This is a genomic window from Deltaproteobacteria bacterium GWC2_55_46 (assembly GCA_001595385.3).
In the GTDB taxonomy this organism is placed as follows: domain Bacteria; phylum Desulfobacterota; class GWC2-55-46; order GWC2-55-46; family GWC2-55-46; genus UBA5799.
Genome location: LVEI03000001.1, coordinates 1,392,046 through 1,410,226 on the forward strand (window position 1 = coordinate 1,392,046; position 18,181 = coordinate 1,410,226).

The window sequence follows — 18,181 nt, forward strand, 5'->3', positions numbered from 1 at the left end:
GAACGCGTTAGAACGCCACCTGCAGGACTACTTGCCCCTTCTTGTCGTCGTAGGCCTTTGTCTCGTCGTGGGTCTTCTCATACGCCGCCACGATATAATTCTGGCCTGTTATCCTGTAGCTCACGCCGCCTATGGTCGTGGTTATCCTGTCGTCAGAGGCGTCCTTGTTCGGGTCAAAGCTGTCGTACCTGCCGAAGAAAGCGACCTGGTCGTAGGTCGGGAGCGCTACCTTCGCGAAGAGCGAGTACCCCTCCTTCTCCTTCGCGCTCGACGTATCTCCGTTGAACGCGCCCTTTCCGGAGTAGACCTCTGCCGTAGCCGTGGCGTATTTATGCTGGTAGGTCACAAGCCCGGTATTGTTCGTCCACTGCTGGGGCTTGCCTGTGGCTGCATCTGTGGCGTTGCCCCTGCCGACGATCCCGAAGTAGGTGAGCTGCAGACCGGGCAGCGCATCCGGCAAGGGCCTCACGGTGAGCCTGCCCTGCACGGACTTGTCCTTGTTCGTCTCGCCTGTTGCGCTGTAGCCGCCGCCGTTGTATACGCCTATGTGGTAGCTTCCGTACCTGCCGGCATAACTACCGCTTCCCACCTCGGCCGTCTGCTCCTTGGAGAGCTTGCCTGCCAGATAGCCTTGCACGCTTACCCCGAGGTCGGACGATGTTATGAGCCCTCTTTTGTCTTCGAACATGGAGCCCTGCATCCTGTAACCGTTAATGGACTCCTCGAAGTCCAGATAGGTAGTATGTCCGAGGCCGGCCCTTATGTCCGTATTGGTCAAGGGGCCCATATCCGGCGTCAGGAAATCCGCGTAGAGGTATTTCATCCTCACTGTATAATCGCCTGTCACGGTCGTCCCCGACTTTATGTCTGTAGTCATCCTCGCCCTCATCCACGGGGTTATCTCCTTTACTATGTTCAGATAGCCCCTCTGGAGGGTAAACCTGCTGAAGTCGGTCTTTGCGGAGGCGCCGGAGGCTGACTGCCCCGCCGAGAAATCGAAGAACGCGATACCGCTCACGCTCAGGCCTTTAAGGGCCGCTGGAAGCTCGACCTTCTTTGACTGAACCTCCTCGGCCTCGGTGGCGCTCAGAGTCCCCTTGTCCACCAGTTTCCGCAGGAGCGGATCCGTTACCTCCGCGTTCGCGGCCAAAGGCGCTGCAAACGCACATCCCAACATAAAGACGAACAGCCTTCTCTTCATCCTGATAATCTCTCCTTCTTGTTTTTTTTATTTAGCCTTCAAAATCTGCTGTACCCAGACCTCTTTTTTTTCGCCCGGCACAAGCCGGTTCAGTTAAGCCTCTTCGGTCGCGCCGAGCCGCGCCTGAGGACGTGGCTCAGGAGCATCGGACAGCGGTAGTGCTCTTCGGTTAAGCAGTAGCTCTCTTCATCTTCTACCGTCGGGGCCAGCAGGCTTATCGAAGCGGCGCAGACGGCCTTGTTTCCCTTCTCCAGATATGGACACTCTTCCATTTCTCTTTTTCTCCTCGTTTTTAAAGACATCTTACCCGCCGATTGTTAAGGGATTATGACAGGGCGGTGATATCTCCGTTACACCCGTCCTCTTTAAGCAGGCGCCCCACCCTGAAGATGAGCTCTTTCACCTCGAAGGGCTTGGTCATGTAGTCGTCGGCGCCGGCCTCAAATCCAACGGCCCTGTCCTCTGGCATGCACTTGGCCGTGAGCACGAGCACTGGAAGCTCCCTTCTTTTCTCCTTAAGAAGACTGCAGAGCCTCCATCCGTCGATCCCCGGCAGCATCAGGTCGAGTATCACCAGGTCAGGCGTGAAAGTTAGCGCCTTTTCAAGCCCGTCGGCTCCGTCAAGCGCCCCGCAGGTCATATACCCCTTCCTTGTGAGGTTATAGTCCACCAGGTCCAGGATGTCCATTTCGTCTTCGATTATGAGTACCCTCTTTTTTTCCATCTTTTCTCCATCTTGGTTTTTATCGGATTATAGCCGCCGGATGTTGAGGGAATATTGCGGTCATGTTAAGTTTTCATGGACATGGCATCAGAGGGAGAACCGAGCGGGAGGGGTACTCCGAGCTTCAAATAAAAAAAGGGGGCGCGTATTACGCGTCCCCTTTTTACGTCTTATCATATCCGCTCCGCTATCCCCCCAGGTCGCCTATGAGCGCGATATCTATGTTGGCCATGTTCCTGGGGTTGCCGTCAGGATGGTACGCGACCTCGATCTTATCCCACTTCCGTATCTCTGCCGCTGATACGGTGGCGGAATATTTCGCGTTGCCCCTGTCGTCGCTCTTGAAGGAGAAGTCCGCCCTGCCGACTCCGGCCATGTTCTTACCAGCCTCCTCGCTCACGAACCAGAGCGTATATACAGAATTCGGCCTGAGGCCGCTGGCCTGGATATTGATCTCCTTCTGCCCGGCCCTGGCGTCCCTTATGAGCGCCTCCCCGCTTGCCTCCCGAAATGCTGGTTCGGCTTCAAGTGTGAGCTTTTCAGTCGCGGCGATGACCTTTTTCGTGGCCGCATTTGAGACCCCTATCAACAAAGAGAAGAAAAGGAGCGCTAAAAACGCGGCGATATGACTCTTTTCCGTTCGCATTGCACTGCCTCCTTTAAAAAAGTTGTTATATTTAAATATTATCGCCTGTGGAGGCCAAGTCAAGTAGCTCAAACCAGGTCCGCTCTTATTTGCCCTGAAGGCTTTTAAGATAATTTGCCATCTCCTTCGCCTCTTCAGCAGAGAGCTTCTGCGGGGGCATCCCGGCCGGGTATCTATCCGCGTATCTTCTATCTCCTCCCTGCCTGCCCTTTGTTATCGTTTTGACGATATCATCTTCTGAGGCGGACCTTACGAACTGGCTATCGACAAGGGACGGAGCTATGCCGGTGCCCTTGCCGCCAGGCCCATGGCATGGCTGGCATCTCGATTTGAAGAGCGGTTCCGCTGGAGCGGCGTTCGCGACGCTCAACGGGCCAAGAATAAACGCAAAGAGCATAAACGGGATGATCCTCCTCATAATGCCTCCTTTGTGTTTTAAATGAGAACCGGGATCCTTAATAGGAGGATAACCGAGGACTTGAATATTTCAAGCGGCTCTGCGAAAATCACAAAAAACTTTCGGAGGGAGAAAAGATATGTCTGTTCTGCTCGAATTCAGCATGACCCCTATAGGCAAGGGCGAGAGCGTAAGCAAGTACGTGGCAAGGTCGCTTGAGATAATCGACAGGAGCGGGCTCCCTTACAGGCTGAACCCGATGGGCACCGTGATCGAGGGTGACTGGGACGATTGCCTGGCGGTGGTCAAAAAATGCTTCGACAGGATGAGGAAGGACTGCGAGCGCGTATCGACGTCAATAAAGATAGACTACAGAAAAGGGAAGAAGGGGAGGATCACCTCAAAGGTCGAGTCTGTGGAAAGAAGGGTCAAGAGGGCACTTAAGAAATAGATTCAAGAAATCTCTGATGAATTCTGTTTTCTGTCATTCTGAAGGGAGTAAGCGACCGAAGAATCTTGTAACTCGTTAATTGTCTACGCACAAGATTCTTCGCTTCGCTCTGAATGACAATCACCGCGGATCAATCAGAATTTCCCAGAAGTTCCCTGATCTGCTTCGGCGTATATGTCATAATCGCCCGCCCCTGTCACAGTTGCGGAGACTATATCGCCTGGCGAGGCCTTCTCTCCCTTCAAGTAGACCGCGCCGTCCACGTCGGGCGCCTGTGCCGAGGCCCTGCCCTTGAAGGCGTAACCTTCCTCACCAGGCCCTTCGACGAGGACCAGTAATTTTTTCCCAACGAGGGCGCTGTTCTTCTCAAGGGATATCTCCCTCTGGGCCGCCATGAGCGCCTCCATCCTGCCGGCCTTCACCTTCTTGGGGACCTGCCCTTTCATCGAGTACGCCGGGGTTCCCTCCTCCCTCGAATAGACGAACGCGCCGAGACGGTCGAACCGGGCGGCCTCTACGAAGCCCAATAGCTCCTCAAAATCCTTTTCAGTCTCCCCCGGGAAGCCGGTTATCATCGAGGTGCGTAGCACCGCGTCCGGGAGCCTCGACCTGATCTTTTCTATGAGGGCCTCCACGCCAGCCCTGTCGTAGAGCCTGTTCATCGCCTTTAGTACCGGAGGGCTTATGTGCTGAAGTGGCAGGTCTATGTAGCTTAGGACCTTCTCCTCGCCCTTCATAATGGATATGAGCTCGTCGGTTATCCTGCCTGGATAAAGGTACAGGAGCCTTATCCACTCGATCCCCTTGACCGGGACAAGGCCCTTGAGAAGCGCTTCCAGCCCCTCTCCCCTGTCCTTGCCGAAGGATGTAGTGTCCTGAGCTATGAGGTTTATCTCTTTTATGCCCTGCGCTGAGAGCGCTTCAGCCTCCCTCACCACCGACTCTACAGACCTGCTCCTGAACGAGCCCCTGATGGAAGGGATGGAGCAGTAACTGCAATGGTTTGAGCAGCCCTCGGCCACCTTCACATAGGCGTAATAGCCCGGGGTGGAGATTATCCTCGGTGTGGTATAGTCGTGTATGAATGTTGGCAGCCCCACGAGGACCCTTTCCCTGAAGCCCTCCTGGACCGCCTCGGCTATCCTGTGGTACTCGCCCGTGCCTATGAAGCAGTCGACCTCCGGGAGGCTTTCGGCAAGCTCTTCCTTGTAGCGCTGGCTCAAGCACCCGGTTACGATAAGACGCCTGCACCTGCCTGTTTTCTTATGCTCGGCAAGGGCGAGTATCTCGTCTATCGACTCCTCCTTGGCGTCCCCGATGAAGCCGCAGGTATTGACGATGAGGACGTCCGCATCCCCTTCCGCCGATGTAAGCTCCATCCCGGAGCCCTTCAATATGCCTAACATCACCTCGGAATCTACAAGGTTCTTGGGGCAGCCGAGGCTTATTAAACATACTTTTTCCGCTGTCTTCCGCATAAGGGTCTTATTTTAACTTGAACGGCGCTGTCAGGCAAGACGAAAGCAGACCATAGGCGCAGGACCCAAAGGTCCCGCCATAGCGATGGTGAACGAGGGGAACGGGCCTGCGGGTATTATTAGACCGCGGCCCTCAAAAGCTCTTTATAGCCGTCCCTCAAGGTGTGCGCAAGGAGCACCGGGCAGTGGTAATGGCCCTCTGAGTGGCAGTAGGCCTCGTAGTCAAAGAGGCTTGGGACCATGCTGCTGACCGATGCCTTGCAAACGCTCTCTGTAAGGTAGACGCAGCCGCATTCCATCTTTTTCTCCTCCTTATAGAAGCTCCCGCCTTGAAAGACGGAAGCCTTATAGTATCCACTTCGGAGGCCGATTCACCGAACTTGAGTGGATTTTTCCGGGAGACAAGCGGATGGCTGGGCTATAGAAAAAAAAGCGGGTTACGGCCTTCACCGTAACCCGCTTTTCGACATTAGAGATTTGGCAGTTGCTTCAAAACTCCGGCTTTTTCAGTAGCCTATTCCGGGGCGCATCGACTCCAGCCTCGCTATCCTTTCCTCTATCGGGGGGTGCGTGCTGAAGAGCTTGAAGAACGACCCGCCCGTGAGGGGGCTCACTATGAACATATGAGAGGTAGCCGGGTTTGCCTCCATGGGTATCCTCTGGGAGGCCATGTGGAGCTTTCTCAGAGCGTTCGCGAGGTAGTGCGGGTTCCCGGCGATAGTCGCCCCTCCCTGGTCGGCCTTGTACTCCCTTGATCTCGATATCGCCATCTGCACGAGCATCGCGGCTATCGGGCCGACTATCATCATTACTATGGCGGCTATGGGGCTGCTACCGCCCTCACGATCATCTGACCTTCCGCCGCCAAAGATCATCGCCCACTGGGCCATCTGGGCGAGGTAGCTTATGGCGCCGGCAAAGGTGGCGGCTATAGTGCCGACCAGTATGTCCCTGTGCTTTATATGGGCGAGCTCATGAGCCAGGACCCCTTCAAGCTCCTCCCTCGTGAGCATCTTCATGATGCCGGTCGTCACGGCCACGACCCCGTGAGCGGGGTTTCTGCCGGTCGCGAAGGCATTGGGCTGGGCCTGGTCCATTACATAGACCTTTGGCATGGGTAGCCCTGCCGCGGATGAGAGCCTTGCTACGCTGGAGTAAAGCTCAGGGGCCTCCGCCTCGGTCACAGGCTTCGCGCCGTACATCTTGAGTATTATCTTGTCGCTCCACCAGTAGCTGAAAAAGTTCAAGGCGAAAGCGATGACCAAGGCGAATGTCATGCCGCTCTTTCCGCCTATAGTCGCGCCGACAGCCACAAGCATGAGCGTGAGCGCCAGCATCAGAACCCCGGTCTTAAGCCCGTTCATCTTTTTGTCTCCTCCTGTTTATTCCTTCTTGTGGTCTTAACGCGGCCCGAAATATAAAAAAGACCTTCTACCGCGCTATGAAAAAACAATTCGAAGGCGCCACCACGGGCCGCCCCCTTTTACGCGGTAAAGGTCTCGCTGTTAGCTGAAACGCTAACCAATGGCGCCGGGCCCTTTAAGGCCGTGCTGACGGCGGTCACTGCAGGCTACTCCCCTTTACAGAATATAACAATAACAGATGAGTATACAGCTGTCAAGGGAATCCGGTTGCCAGGTCCCCATGACAGAGCACTCATTATTTTGCGGCGCCTGCCTCCTTGTACCTCTGGGCCGTATCTACGGACTCGAAATAAAGGGCGGAGCCGTTCACCCCTTCCACGATAACGGCCTTTGCCTTATCTATCTCTTTGCCGGAGACCGGGTCTTTTGAATAACGGGCGCTGCGGTCTGTCTTAAGGGTAGAAACGCATCCGGCGCAGCAGCCGTAATATGTCTTGCCCTCGAACTCTACCGGTATCTGGGGCTTCGCCATTACCGTATTATTGACCATGCAGACCTCGCTGGATTTTACCTGCTTTATCTGGGCCTTCATGGTATCGGCAATGCCATTTGCATGGAGGGCAAAGACGCCAAGCATGACAATAAGGCCTATCATGATATTCCTGGTTAAACGGTTGAACATAACGACCTCCAGCTTTTTTTAGAGCCTGTCCAAGGTTTAATATTATTCTACTTAACGTAGTGTGTCAACGCTAATATTAGAATTGTTTATTTATCATGGTGTTACGCTTCTTTTTCAAACAGCTCACGCCGTAACGAATCCGTGAAGGCTGCGGCCTCCTCCATGCCTTCGCTATTGAGGCCCCTTGCAACCTCTTCGATCGAGCGGCCTGAAGGGGTCAGGACATACGGATCGAGCTCAAGAAGGGGGATGGCAATAAATGGGCGGGCCTCGATATCGGGGTCAGGGAGCACGAAACCGTCCCGGGCCACCTTGACGTCATCGTATGCTATAAGGTCGAGGTCTATGGCCCTTGGCGCGTACTTATCCCCGGTCCTTACGCGGCCCAGAGAGCCTTCGAGCCTTTTGAGGGCGGCCTTTAGCTCGGCGGGAGGCCTCCCGGTGGCCAGACCCGCAACACAGTTCAAAAACCTCGGCTGCCCGGGCCTCCCAACGGCCTCTGTCCAGTAGACGGTAGAAACGGAATCCAGCCCCTCAGCCGCAAGGAGCCTTAAAGCCTCGAGGATATTCCTTTCAGGGCTGATATTCGAGCCTATGCTTATGTAGGCCCGCGCCACTAACGCCCCCTCGTTATCTCAACACCGACGGTCTTCGCGAACCTCAGGGCCGAGGGCTTGTCTATCCTTACCCTTACACTTTCCACCCCCGAGTGCTCGAGACATATCCTTGCCACACCTTCGGCAAGGGCCTCGATGAGGAAGAACCCGGAAGGCTCGACAAAGCCAAGGACCTTCTTCTTTATATCCTTGTAGTTGACGGCGTCCTCGATCCTGTCGGTGGCACCGGGCCGCCTGAGATCGCAGTAAAGGTCGATATCGATGATAATGTCCTGTCGTTCTCTCCGCTCGTCATGGTTTATGCCTATTATGCAGCGCGCTGCAAGCCCCTCAATCAGGATGCGGTCCACGGCCATATTCAATCAGATGCCTCCCTCCGTCAACGTTTATGACCTCTCCGGCCAGAAATTCCGATTTTAATACGTATATTACAGCTTCCGCTATATCACGCGGGCCGCCGTGCCTCTTAAGTGGCACGGTCCCGACCAACCTTTCCAGATAGGCCATCTCAACGCCCGGCGGCGGGAGTATGAGCCCTGGCGCAACGCCGTTTATGACGACTTGAGGGGCGTACTCCACAGCCGCCATCTTTGTAAGCTCACTCAGCAGGTGCTTGCTCATCATATACTCGGCGTGCTTCCAGTCGTAGCCGGATGTCCTCGAGTCTATGAGGTTTACGACCTTGCCCCTTTTCATGATGCGAGCGAAGTCCCTCATCAGCGTAAAGGGCGCCCAGGCGTTTACCCGTATATTGGCGAAAAGCCCGTCGAGCGTCATCTCCCCAACGGTAGACTCGGGGAATATGGAGGCGTTGTTCACGAGTATATCTATGCCGCCAGCCGCGATAACGGCCTTATCGAGGAGCCCCTCATACTCGTTTTTGTCGAAGTCGGCCCGTATAAGCCAGGCCGCGACACCCTTTGCGGAGACCTCGGTCTGTAGCTCTTTAGCCTCCTGCTCAGAGGCGGAGTAATGTATGCAAACGTTCGCCCCCTCTTCCGCGAGCCTGAGGGCTATTTCTCTTCCTATCCTCTTGGCCGCGCCGGTTACCAGCGCGTTCCTGCCTTTTATCTCCCAGGACATCTGTCAAGCTCCAGCCTGTTATTTGCTCGCCTCGATCGCGTCTATCTTCGCGGCCATTATGAAGTCGTTCCGGGTGAGGCCCCCGGCCTTGTGCGTGGTAAGCCTCAGGTCTACCTTATTGTATGAGATGCAGATATCGGGGTGATGGTCCTGGGCTTCAGCCACAACGGCGACCTCGTTCACGAACCCTATCGCCTCACGGAACCCCTTGAAGCTCAACTCCCTTGATATCGAAGAGTCCCTTAACGCCCATTGAGGCACCTCCCTTGAAAGCTCGCCTGATTCGGACCCAGTCAGAGGCCTCTGCCCCAACTCTATCTTGCGGCAGTTCTCATCTGTTATCACGGCGTCCTCCTTTCTTTCAGGAGACCCTCAGGAAAGCGATATCGCCCCCAAGAGGTCTTCAGGGGTCAGCTCTCCTCCCTTTCTGATGAGCGAGCGCGCCTCGTCCACCTTCTCCCAGACGTTGCATAGCATCACGCCCCTCACCCGGCGCTCCTTAAGGTAGTAGACGACCCCTTTCATATTCTCTTCCTGCCAGTCGGCAAAGGTATCGAGATTGGAGCTTACCTCTCCCACCGCCTCGTAGCCGAAGTCAAAGAGGTCTGAGAAGAAATACGGCATATGGTCGTAAGGTTCCTTTGCTCCGGCCATGTTCAGCCCCGCGCGCCGCCCCTGGGTGAGCGCGTTGTCCCAGTGCTCTACCCTCGTCATTCTGTCGAGGGCCTTGTAAGGGAAGAAGGCGCAGTCGCCAGCGGCGAATACGTCCTGCTCCGACGTCCTTAAAAATTCATCGACCGTTATCCCGTCTTCTGTCTTTATCCCGGCGCTCCTCGCCAACTCCACCGCCGGCGTTATGCCGATCCCGGCGATGACCATATCCGATTCGAAGCTCCTGCCATCAACGGTCTTCAAGATGAACCTGTCGCCCTTTTTGGCGACAGACGCGGGCCTCGCATCGGGGAATAGCCTTATCCCCTTTTTTATGAAACTCGCCTCGACGGCCCTGCCGAGCGGCTCAGGGAATACCCTGTCGCATATATAGGAAGAAGGGAAGATCATCGTGACCTCCACCCCGTTGAAGCTGAGCGCGGCGGCTATTTCAGAGCCTATGAAGCCGCCGCCAATTACGAGGGCCGAGGCGCCTGCCGCGGCCTTCTGCCTAAGGCGCCTGTAGTCGTCGATATACCTGTAATAAAATATCTCTTCCAGGTCTCCTCCAGGGATCTGAAGCGCCCTGGGAGACCCTCCGGTGGCGATGAGGAGCTTTTCGTATCCGTACACGCCCCCCGTGTCATCGATAACCGTCTTTTCATTGGCATCAAGCTTAACGGCCCGCGTGCCGAGCCTCAGGTCTACCCCGTTCTTCTCGTAATAGTCCGTGGGTTCCAGGAATATGTCTTCGAGCTTTTTTTGGCCGAACCAGAGTTTCTTTGAAAGCGGCGGCCTGTCATAGGGACGGTCGGCCTCAGCGCCAAGAAGCATCACCCGCCCGTCCATGTCGCGCTCCCTTATCCCCTTTATGGCCGATGCCCCGGCGAGCCCTCCGCCTATTATCACATACCTGTACCTGCCATCCATCGACCCATCCCCCGCAAGGACTCTTTTGCCATCCGGACAGTATACAGTCTATCATATAAAGGGATTTGCCGTGGATGCGCTATACGATGGCTTTGTTTTGGAGAAAAAAGGGTGTTCTCAGGAGAGAGGCCGGGCTATCTGGTTTTTTTTCTGCCCCGTGCCGAGCCCTTTGCCAGCGCCTCGCCTTCTTTCGCGAGCTGGGCGATGGTCTTGCCGTCAAGGACCTCGAAGAGTTTTTTCTGGGCCTCATGCCAGACCGGGTGCACCGGGCAGAAATCGTCCATGTGGCATTCGCCCTTCCTTACAAGGCAGATATTGAGGAAAATAGGCCCTTCTATGGCCTCGATCGCCTGCCGAAGGGTTATGGAATCGGCGGGCTTTGCCAGCATGAAGCCACCGTTGATGCCCCGTCTCGACCTCACGAGGCCGGAGCGCACCAGGTGCTGCATTATCTTGGATAGATAGCTTTTCGGTACCTCTTCGGCCTCGGCTATTTCGGTTATGAGGGATATCTTTCCCTCTGGCTGGGAGGCGAGGAAGATGATGGCCCTTACGGCGTATTCACCGTCCCTGGTAAGCTGGAGCATGCTGGACCCCTTAAAAAGGACATTGAGGACTATCTTAGTCCGATTTATTCCGCTTTGTCAACAGAAAAAAGGGGCATGGGGGGATGAAGCCGGGATGAGGTGTCAGAAGTCGCGGTTCTTCTCAGCCGCCTTCTGTAAGCCGGGTTGAGGATAGAGCGACCAGCCGTTCTCTTTCGCGCTGAAATACGTTGAACGGCCGATGATGATGTGATCATGGACCAGTATATCTACGGCGGAAGCGGCCCTCTCAAGTCCCCTGCTGACCCTGAGGTCGGCCGCCATGGGCGTGGGGCCGAGAGGCTTCTCGTGGACGAATATGACGGAGCGCGCGTTGCACCTGAAGGCCGGTTCTATGGCCGTCCTCGAAGGAATGGCGGCGCCGGATAAATTGCCTTCATGGAGCGTCTCGACGGATATGACCTCGTTCCTCGCGTTCAGATAGACGCCGATGAACTTCTCCGCAGATCCGCCGCCGTTGTTGCGCCTTAAGTATTCCACAACGTCCCCTGGGCTGCGTATGGCCTCTGACACGTCCACCTTCTCCCGCAAGTACTCGCCGGCTGCCGTCCTGACAAGCCCTATGAAAGCGGCCGAATCGTCGTCCAGGCCGGCCCTTTTAAGCTCTTCCGAAGAGGCCTCGATGACGCCTTTTAGCCCGCCGAGCCCGCTCGTGAGCGTTGACGCGAGCTGGCTGGCCCTCTTGCCAGGCATTACGAAGGAGAGCAGAAACTCGACCACCTCTGACCCGGCAAAACCGTCGAGCGAGCCCTCCCCGAACCTTTCCCTTAATCTGCGGCTTTTATCCATACGTATCCGGTGTTTTTGAGCGCCGGGAATATTTTATTTGTCGAGAGCGCTCCTGACCGAGCTCAGGAGGTCTGATATCTCGTATGGCTTTTGCAGGAAGTTGAAGCCCCTGGCCCTGATGGCCGGCCATTGGGACTCGACGTCAAGGTACCCGCTCGTCACAAGCACCTTGAAGTCCGGCCCGGCCGGGTCGATCGCCCTTAAATGGTCCACAAGCCGTATGCCGTCATTGTCCTTCAAGACCATGTCGCTGAAGACGAGATTGAAAAAGCCCTTCTCCCTTTCGAAAATACTTATCGCCTCCCTCGCTGACGAGGCCTCGTATACCTTGTAACCGTTCTTTGCCAGCACCACCGATACGCTCTTTCTAAGGAGCTTCTCGTCCTCGACCACAAGCACCCGCTCTCCTTTTCCAACTGGCTCTTCGTTCACCGGCCTTCTCTCTTCCGCCTTGCCGGCGCACTCTACAGCCGGCAGATATATCTCGAACCGGGTGCCGGCGCCGGGCTTGCTCTCCACGTCTATCCAGCCCTTCAGGTCCTTGACTATGTTATGCACTACGGCTAGCCCTAAGCCCGTGCCCATGGGCCCCTTGGTAGTGAAAAAGGGCTCGAATATCCGCTTTATGGTCTCGCTTTCCATGCCAGTGCCAGAGTCCTCAACCGTAAGCCTCGCGTATGCCCCTGCTTCGAGCGAGGCCGCCCGGAGGGATTCTCCCCCCGCGATCCCCACGTTATCCGTCCTTATCGTAACGAGCCCGCCCCTTGGCATCGCGTCCCTTGCGTTTATGACAAGGTTCATGACTATCTGCTCGATATTGACCTTGTCGGCCCTTATCTGCTTGATATCCCGGTCAAGCTCCGTCCTTATCCGGATATTCTCGCCGATGAGGCGCTTCAATATCCCGAGTATCTTCTCCACCTTCGTATTAAGGTTCAGCGCCGCAACGGTAGTCGGCTGTTTTCTGCTGAAGATAAGGAGCTGGCGCGTCAGGTTCTCGGCGCGCTCTGAAGCGGCATTTATCTGTTCGAGGTAAGGGGTTATCTCCCCGTCCTTACCTGCCCGCTTCATCGAAAGATCGCTATTGAGCTTTATTACGACCATCAGGTTATTGAAATCGTGGGCTATGCCGCCGGCCAGGGCCCCTATCGCCTCCATCTTCTGCGACTGTATGAGCTGGTCATGCATCTTCTCCCTCTCGCGCTCCTGGAACTTCCTCCTCGAGATGTCCCTGCCTATGCCCCTGTAGCCCAGGAGCTCGCCGGCCTGGTTCATTATCGGCGCGCCGTTTGTCTCTAGTATGACCTCGCGTCCGTCCTTGTGGCAGTTCCTGTTCTCAAGGAGAGCGAAGGGCTTTTTAAGGGCGGCTATCCCGACGAATGTGGCGCGGACCCTTTCGGCCTCGTCGGCGGGCATAAAGTCGAATAGCGTCCTTCCGAGGGCCTCATCAGGCCTGTATCCGAGCATATCCATCACCTTCGGGCTTACGTACGTATATACGCCGGAGGCGTCCACCTCCCATACCCAGTCGCTCGTCGTCTCGACAAGGGTCCTGAAGCGCTCTTCGCTCGCCCTTAGCCTGCTGTTCATCTGCTTGAGCTCGACGGTCCTCTCCTCGACCTTTGACTCAAGCTCCCTGCCGGCCTTTCTAAGCAGCTCCTCCGCCCTATTGCGCTCCGCTATGTCGAGCCCTATGCCGACGATAAACGGCCTGCCGTCCTTGCGGAAGAGCCGTGCCCTGAAAAGGAACGGTATGAGCTCGCCGCTCTTCGTAAGGAGCGTTGCCTCCACTTCCACGCTTTCAGAGCTGAAGACCTCGGCTATCTTCTCCTTTATGAGGGGCCTTTGTGCCGGCGGAAAGAAATCCACCGGGTGCATCCTTGCTATTTCGGCTGACGTATATCCGGAGAGCGTCTCGAGGTTCCCGTTCCACCTGACCAGCTTCGTATTATCGTCTATGACATAGAACGTGCCCGGGAGGCTCTCAATGAGCCCCTCACTCAAGCTCATCTCGTCGAGGAGCCTCTGCTCTGCCTCCTTTACGGCGGTTATGTCATTGCCTTTACAGACGACCCCCCTTATTATCCTCGTTCCCTCATGGTACTCCGGGATAAGTTGCAGCCTGAGCCAGCGGAGCTCCTGAGCCCGGGTATAGTACCTGAGCCCTGCCTCCAATCTCCTGCCGGAGAGCGCCGATGCGAGCGTCTCCTTCAATTTCACGGCGTCTTCCGGGTGGAAGATCCTCTCAAGGCTTTCGAATGAGCTTATATCCCAGGGGCCATAACCGGAGATCTCCTCAAAGGATTCGGTTATCCACTCGAGATCGAGCGCTCCTCCCGGCCTTATACTCATCCTGAATACCAGGTCAGAGGTAAGCTCTACAAGATCCCTGTAGCGGCGCTCGCTCCTCCTGAGTTCATCAAGGGCGAGCCTTCGCTCCGCGCTCTCGATAACGGCCCAGTCGCCTTCTTTCTTGATTAGGGTATGGCCGTGACTGGAGGCCACGTCCATGACCTCAGCCGCCCCGCACGCCCCAAGGGAGTAAGTGCAAAGCGCTATCATCCTGAGCTTGCCGATGGCCCCCTGAACGGCCCTCTCATAATCCGAGAAGCGTTTCCAGTCCTTCTTCTCGACCCAAAAGGTATTGCCGGTGACCCTCATCCCGTCAAAGCCATCCCTGAGGGCCGTCTCATGCATCTCGGCCCAACCCTTGAGCACCCGCTCAGGGTCGAACCCGCCGCCGGAGAGGTACCAGTCCTCGTGGCTTACAACCCTTATCTGCCCGGCCGCGAGGCGGTTATTGAAATCCGGCACATGCCTTTCGAGCGCGGCCAGGGCCGATGCGGCCTGCTCTTTGCCTGAGGCTACCCACATGCAGAGCTCGTTAGAGCGGAGCCCGGCATTGATATACGGGAGGATTATCTCCAGGAGGTCGCTCTCCGTGCTGTAGAACTGGCACAGGTGCGTACCCCAGGGGACCTCTCCTATGAGATCGATTCCCGAATTCCTGGGTCCCATTACAGAGCCTCATCTGTTTTAGGGGTTAGAACCATCACAAACATAACTGATTTCAACAATTTTTTAAACAGTTTAATTTAACTGGATTTTACAAGGGTATAAGTATAGCCCGGTTTTTTGAAATTGCCAGCCTTCTTGAAATTAAAAAGCGGCATGGCGAAAGGGCATCTCGCGCCTTTCCGCCCCCTTCTCGGGCAAGCTTGACAGCCCTTAATCGCTCTGTTACCGTCTAATAAGTACTTTTCAGCCCTCTTCCTTACGCTTTTGGCAAACTGTCCGCACTTCGGTCCTTTTACCGGGTTAGTGAGAAATATGGCGGAAGATAAGACATTCAAATTCTTCGAATGCTTCGCGCTTACCACCCTGACAGGCAGGAAGGCAGCCGACATCCTGGAGCTTGTGGAGATCATGAAGACCATAAGCCATGAGTCGATCTTCCACCACATGCACCAGTATTTCCTAAAGCCTCACGCGGTCGAGCCGGAGTTCCCCAACGACTTCGCCGTTTGGGTCTCCGAATCTCTCGGCGAGCCCCTTCTCGCCGAGGCCCTTGCCAACGTAAACCCCTTCGAGTTCACGAATATAGAAGACCTCCGGGCAGAGCTACTCAGGATAATAGAAGAGTACCTCACGAAGTACCCTCCGCCGAGGCCTGTCCTGCCGGGCAGGGAGTTCATGTTCAACGAGGGGATAACCATCGTCATACCAACGGGGATCGAATCCGGGCCGCTCCTCCATGAATTCGCCGCAAAGCTCAAGGAGGTCGACTACTCCAGCATCTATTTTCATTTCTACGAGTCAAGGCTGCGGTTCGGGCGCCCTGTGGACGACTTTAGCGAGTTCCTTTCCACCTCGCTTGAACGCCCGGGCATTGCCGCCAGGATAAAATCGCTCGACCCTTACATGTACTCGACCGAAGTGCTCCGCGCAAAGATAATAGGGCTCATCGAAGAGGGGCTGTGAACATAAGCGACTACCATGGCATAGCCGAGCCGGGCGACCTCCGCGCCATAGAGAGGATGGCCTCCGCCCTTGCGGGCAGGAAGATGCTCCATATCAATTCTACCGCCGCCGGCGGAGGTGTAGCCGAACTCCTCATCAGGATGGTCCCCCTTTTAAGGGGGCTCGGCATTGAGGTCAGGTGGGAGGTCATGCAGGCCACCCGCCCCTTCTTCGAGGTCACGAAGGGCATACACAACTCTTTGCAAGGCAGGGGAGAGCCTCTCACGAATGAGATGTGGGAGACATACCGGGAGGTAAACAGGGAGAACGCCGCGAGGATCGACCTTGACGCCGACCTGGTGGTCATCCACGACCCGCAGCCGGCCATGTTCATCGACTTCAAAAAGCGGGGCACATGGGTATGGAGATGCCATATAGACATATCAGCCCCGGAGAAGATGACCTGGCAGTTCCTGAAGTACCTGGTCGCCAGGTATGACGGCTCCATATTTTCAGTATCGGGCTTTGCCCAGTCGCTGCCCATACACCAGTTCCTGATGCAGCCCACTATCGACCCTCTGGCCGAAAAGAACATCCACCTCGAAGACGAAGAGGTACGCTCGGTATACGCAAGGCTCGGAGTGCCGATGGACAAGCCGATACTTCTGCAGGTATCGAGGTTCGACCCGTTCAAAGACCCCATCGGAGTTATCGAATCGTACAGGCTGGCGAAAAAGTACCACGACTGCGCCCTTGTGCTCGCCGGAGGTACGGCCACTGACGACCCTGAAGGAGAAAGGGTCCTGGCAGAGGTTCAGGAGAAGGCGGCCGGCGACCCGGACATACACATACTTCTTCTGCCTCCGTTCAGCGACCGCGAGGTGAACGCGCTTCAGAGGGGGGCCACCATAGTCCTGCAGAAATCCACGAGGGAGGGCTTCGGCCTGGTCGTCGCCGAAGCGCTATGGAAAAAAAAGCCTGTCATCGCGGGCAACGTGGGCGGCATACCGCTACAGGTCATCGAAGGGACTACAGGCTTTCTGGTCCACTCGGTTGAAGGCACGGCATACAGGATACGCCAGCTCCTGGAAGACCCTGAACGGGCGCGCAGGATGGGCGAGGCAGGGCGCGAACACATAAGAAGGAACTTCCTCATAACGCGGAACGTCAGGAACTACCTCGGCATCTGGACGGCCCTTGAAAGAAAGGAAGAGAAGGTCATATACGTCTGAACCCCCTTTCCTCCGACTCCCTTATCCTCCGGACACGCTCTGCCATTGGAGGGTGAGAATAGTAGAACGCCGCGTAAAGCGGGTGCGGGTAAAGGTTTGACAGGTTGTCCCTGGTAAGCTTCACAAGGGCGCTGGCAACCGCCCCTGGATCGCCAGAGACCCTGAGCGCGTAATCGTCCGCCTCCCTCTCGTGCCTTCTGGAGACCCAGGCGAGAAGCGGCCCCAATGGAAAGGCCGCGACAGGGGCTAAAAAGCCGAGCATGACCGCCTGGGCATAGAATGATGCCCCCTCGAATCCGAAAGCCCTCTCCAGGAGCCCGCTACTTATCGCCGCGTAGGAGAGATAAAGCGCGGCAAGGCTTATGGCCTCGATAAGGAGAAGCGTCTTAAGGAGGTGCCTTCCCCTCCAGTGGCCCGTCTCGTGCGCGAGGACGGAGATTATCTCCGGGCCTTCGAGCTTCTCCATTAGAGTATCGTAGAGGACTATCCTTTTTACCTTCCCTATGCCTGTGAAGTAGGCGTTCGTGTGCGCGGTCCGCCTCGAGGCGTCGATCTTCTGAACCCGCCTGACCCTTATCCCCGCCTTTTCCATCACGCTTCTTATCCCCTCTTCAAGGCCGGGGTCGTCTACCTCCTCGAACCTGTTGAAGAGCGGCTCTATTACATACGGTGATATATACATCATGAAGACCGTCGCGCCCAGGAAAAGGCACCATACCCAGAACCACCACAGCCCCGGGCTTGCCTTTACAATCCAGAGCCCGGCGGAGACGAGCAGCGCTGTCATTGCCGTAGAGATGGCGAGGGCCTTGGCAAGGTCCGCTATCCAGAGGCGCGACGTCATCTGGCTGAAGCCGTATTTTTTCTCTATCCTGAAGGTGCGGTAAAGGCCCCATGGCGCCCCGATAAGCGTCTGCGCGAACAGGATCAAGACGAAAAAGAGGAGCCCGGAGGTTACAAAGCCGGCCCCGAACGACGCCACCCACCTGTCATAAGGCTCCAACAGCAACAAGACGAATACGAGCGTGATAGCGTTGCCGGCTATCGACTCGGCGATCGAAAACCTCGTCTGCTCGACCGTGTAATCCCTGGAGCGCTCAAGGAACGCCTGGTCGATATGCCCCTCGAAGCCTCGAGGCACATTAGCGCCTTTTTTCCTCAAGTGCCTCAGGTTCAACGCCTCGAGCGCGTACCCGAAGCCTGCGGCAGCGACAAACAGGCTTATTATTATCGCGAGCGAATATTCCATATACTTATCTTACCAGCTGAATGGGGATAATTGAAGCTCAGCGGGGGATTACCGCCATCTTCAATCATCCGTTGACAGCTTGCCCGCCTTGTGCTATGGGTATGTGGTTCCCATCGCTTTAG

21 protein-coding genes are annotated in these 18,181 nt (G+C 56.0%); 3 read left to right on the forward strand and 18 right to left on the reverse strand.

Features of this window, described 5'->3' with window-relative positions; genetic code table 11:
- Nucleotides 1-7: 7 nt before the first annotated feature.
- From A2V21_306550 to A2V21_306570, 5 genes are all read right to left on the reverse strand, one after another.
- The gene (locus A2V21_306550) at nt 8-1,201 is read right to left on the reverse strand and encodes a hypothetical protein (GenBank protein OIJ73953.1); all 1,194 of its coding nucleotides are present in this window, start codon (nt 1,199-1,201) and stop codon (nt 8-10) included.
- Nucleotides 1,202-1,290: 89 nt separating this feature from the next.
- Nucleotides 1,291-1,473, reverse strand: coding sequence for a hypothetical protein (locus A2V21_306555; GenBank protein OIJ73954.1), 183 nt, complete (start codon nt 1,471-1,473; stop codon nt 1,291-1,293).
- A 53-nt stretch (nt 1,474-1,526) separates the two neighbouring features.
- Nucleotides 1,527-1,925, reverse strand: coding sequence for a hypothetical protein (locus tag A2V21_306560; GenBank protein ID OIJ73955.1), 399 nt, complete (start codon nt 1,923-1,925; stop codon nt 1,527-1,529).
- Nucleotides 1,926-2,112: 187 nt separating this feature from the next.
- Nucleotides 2,113-2,571: a hypothetical protein gene (locus tag A2V21_306565; GenBank protein OIJ73956.1), complete on the reverse strand. Its 459-nt coding sequence runs from the start codon at nt 2,569-2,571 to the stop codon at nt 2,113-2,115.
- 85 nt (nt 2,572-2,656) lie between these two features.
- A complete protein-coding gene (locus A2V21_306570; protein ID OIJ73957.1) occupies nt 2,657-2,989 on the reverse strand; it encodes a hypothetical protein in 333 nt (110 codons plus the stop codon).
- Nucleotides 2,990-3,107: 118 nt separating this feature from the next.
- Between A2V21_306570 and A2V21_306575 the strand changes: the two genes are divergently transcribed.
- Entirely contained in the window at nt 3,108-3,419 is a 312-nt protein-coding gene (locus A2V21_306575; protein ID OIJ73958.1) for a hypothetical protein, read from the forward strand.
- A gap of 134 nt (nt 3,420-3,553) precedes the next feature.
- Here the strand turns inward: A2V21_306575 and A2V21_306580 are convergent, their stop codons facing one another.
- The 12 genes from A2V21_306580 to A2V21_306635 all read right to left on the reverse strand — a co-directional run bounded on the left by A2V21_306580 (nt 3,554) and on the right by A2V21_306635 (nt 14,636).
- Nucleotides 3,554-4,897: a ribosomal protein S12 methylthiotransferase RimO gene (locus A2V21_306580; protein OIJ73959.1), complete on the reverse strand. Its 1,344-nt coding sequence runs from the start codon at nt 4,895-4,897 to the stop codon at nt 3,554-3,556.
- A 119-nt stretch (nt 4,898-5,016) separates the two neighbouring features.
- On the reverse strand, nt 5,017-5,196 hold the full coding sequence (locus A2V21_306585) for a hypothetical protein (protein ID OIJ73960.1): 180 nt from the start codon (nt 5,194-5,196) through the stop codon (nt 5,017-5,019).
- 207 nt (nt 5,197-5,403) lie between these two features.
- Nucleotides 5,404-6,261, reverse strand: coding sequence for a protease HtpX (locus tag A2V21_306590; GenBank protein OIJ73961.1), 858 nt, complete (start codon nt 6,259-6,261; stop codon nt 5,404-5,406).
- 295 nt (nt 6,262-6,556) lie between these two features.
- The gene (locus A2V21_306595) at nt 6,557-6,943 is read right to left on the reverse strand and encodes a hypothetical protein (protein OIJ73962.1); all 387 of its coding nucleotides are present in this window, start codon (nt 6,941-6,943) and stop codon (nt 6,557-6,559) included.
- Between the two features lie 101 nt (nt 6,944-7,044).
- A complete protein-coding gene (locus A2V21_306600) occupies nt 7,045-7,560 on the reverse strand; it encodes a 2-amino-4-hydroxy-6-hydroxymethyldihydropteridine diphosphokinase (protein OIJ73963.1) in 516 nt (171 codons plus the stop codon).
- Complete coding sequence (locus A2V21_306605; GenBank protein ID OIJ73964.1) at nt 7,560-7,916, reverse strand: dihydroneopterin aldolase; 357 nt, start codon at nt 7,914-7,916, stop codon at nt 7,560-7,562. The genes A2V21_306600 and A2V21_306605 overlap by 1 nt, the downstream gene beginning before the upstream one ends.
- A complete protein-coding gene (locus tag A2V21_306610) occupies nt 7,891-8,643 on the reverse strand; it encodes a hypothetical protein (GenBank protein ID OIJ73965.1) in 753 nt (250 codons plus the stop codon). Before A2V21_306610 ends, A2V21_306605 begins: the two co-directional genes overlap by 26 nt.
- Before the next feature lie 18 nt (nt 8,644-8,661).
- On the reverse strand, nt 8,662-8,955 hold the full coding sequence (locus A2V21_306615) for a hypothetical protein (protein ID OIJ75086.1): 294 nt from the start codon (nt 8,953-8,955) through the stop codon (nt 8,662-8,664).
- Between the two features lie 60 nt (nt 8,956-9,015).
- A complete protein-coding gene (locus A2V21_306620) occupies nt 9,016-10,224 on the reverse strand; it encodes a hypothetical protein (GenBank protein ID OIJ73966.1) in 1,209 nt (402 codons plus the stop codon).
- A 134-nt stretch (nt 10,225-10,358) separates the two neighbouring features.
- Nucleotides 10,359-10,811, reverse strand: coding sequence for an Rrf2 family transcriptional regulator (locus tag A2V21_306625; GenBank protein OIJ73967.1), 453 nt, complete (start codon nt 10,809-10,811; stop codon nt 10,359-10,361).
- 102 nt (nt 10,812-10,913) lie between these two features.
- A complete protein-coding gene (locus tag A2V21_306630) occupies nt 10,914-11,618 on the reverse strand; it encodes a hypothetical protein (protein OIJ73968.1) in 705 nt (234 codons plus the stop codon).
- Between the two features lie 33 nt (nt 11,619-11,651).
- The gene (locus A2V21_306635; protein OIJ73969.1) at nt 11,652-14,636 is read right to left on the reverse strand and encodes a hypothetical protein; all 2,985 of its coding nucleotides are present in this window, start codon (nt 14,634-14,636) and stop codon (nt 11,652-11,654) included.
- A 312-nt stretch (nt 14,637-14,948) separates the two neighbouring features.
- Here A2V21_306635 and A2V21_306640 point away from each other — a divergent pair, with 312 nt between their 5' ends.
- Both A2V21_306640 and A2V21_306645 read left to right on the forward strand, forming a co-directional pair.
- The gene (locus tag A2V21_306640; GenBank protein ID OIJ73970.1) at nt 14,949-15,599 is read left to right on the forward strand and encodes a hypothetical protein; all 651 of its coding nucleotides are present in this window, start codon (nt 14,949-14,951) and stop codon (nt 15,597-15,599) included.
- A 56-nt stretch (nt 15,600-15,655) separates the two neighbouring features.
- Nucleotides 15,656-16,810, forward strand: a complete 1,155-nt coding sequence (locus A2V21_306645; GenBank protein ID OIJ75087.1) for a glycosyl transferase family 1 — start codon at nt 15,656-15,658, stop codon at nt 16,808-16,810.
- Here A2V21_306645 and A2V21_306650 read toward each other — a convergent pair.
- On the reverse strand, nt 16,797-18,059 hold the full coding sequence (locus A2V21_306650; protein ID OIJ73971.1) for a peptidase M48: 1,263 nt from the start codon (nt 18,057-18,059) through the stop codon (nt 16,797-16,799). The genes A2V21_306645 and A2V21_306650 overlap by 14 nt on opposite strands.
- Nucleotides 18,060-18,181: the final 122 nt, after the last annotated feature.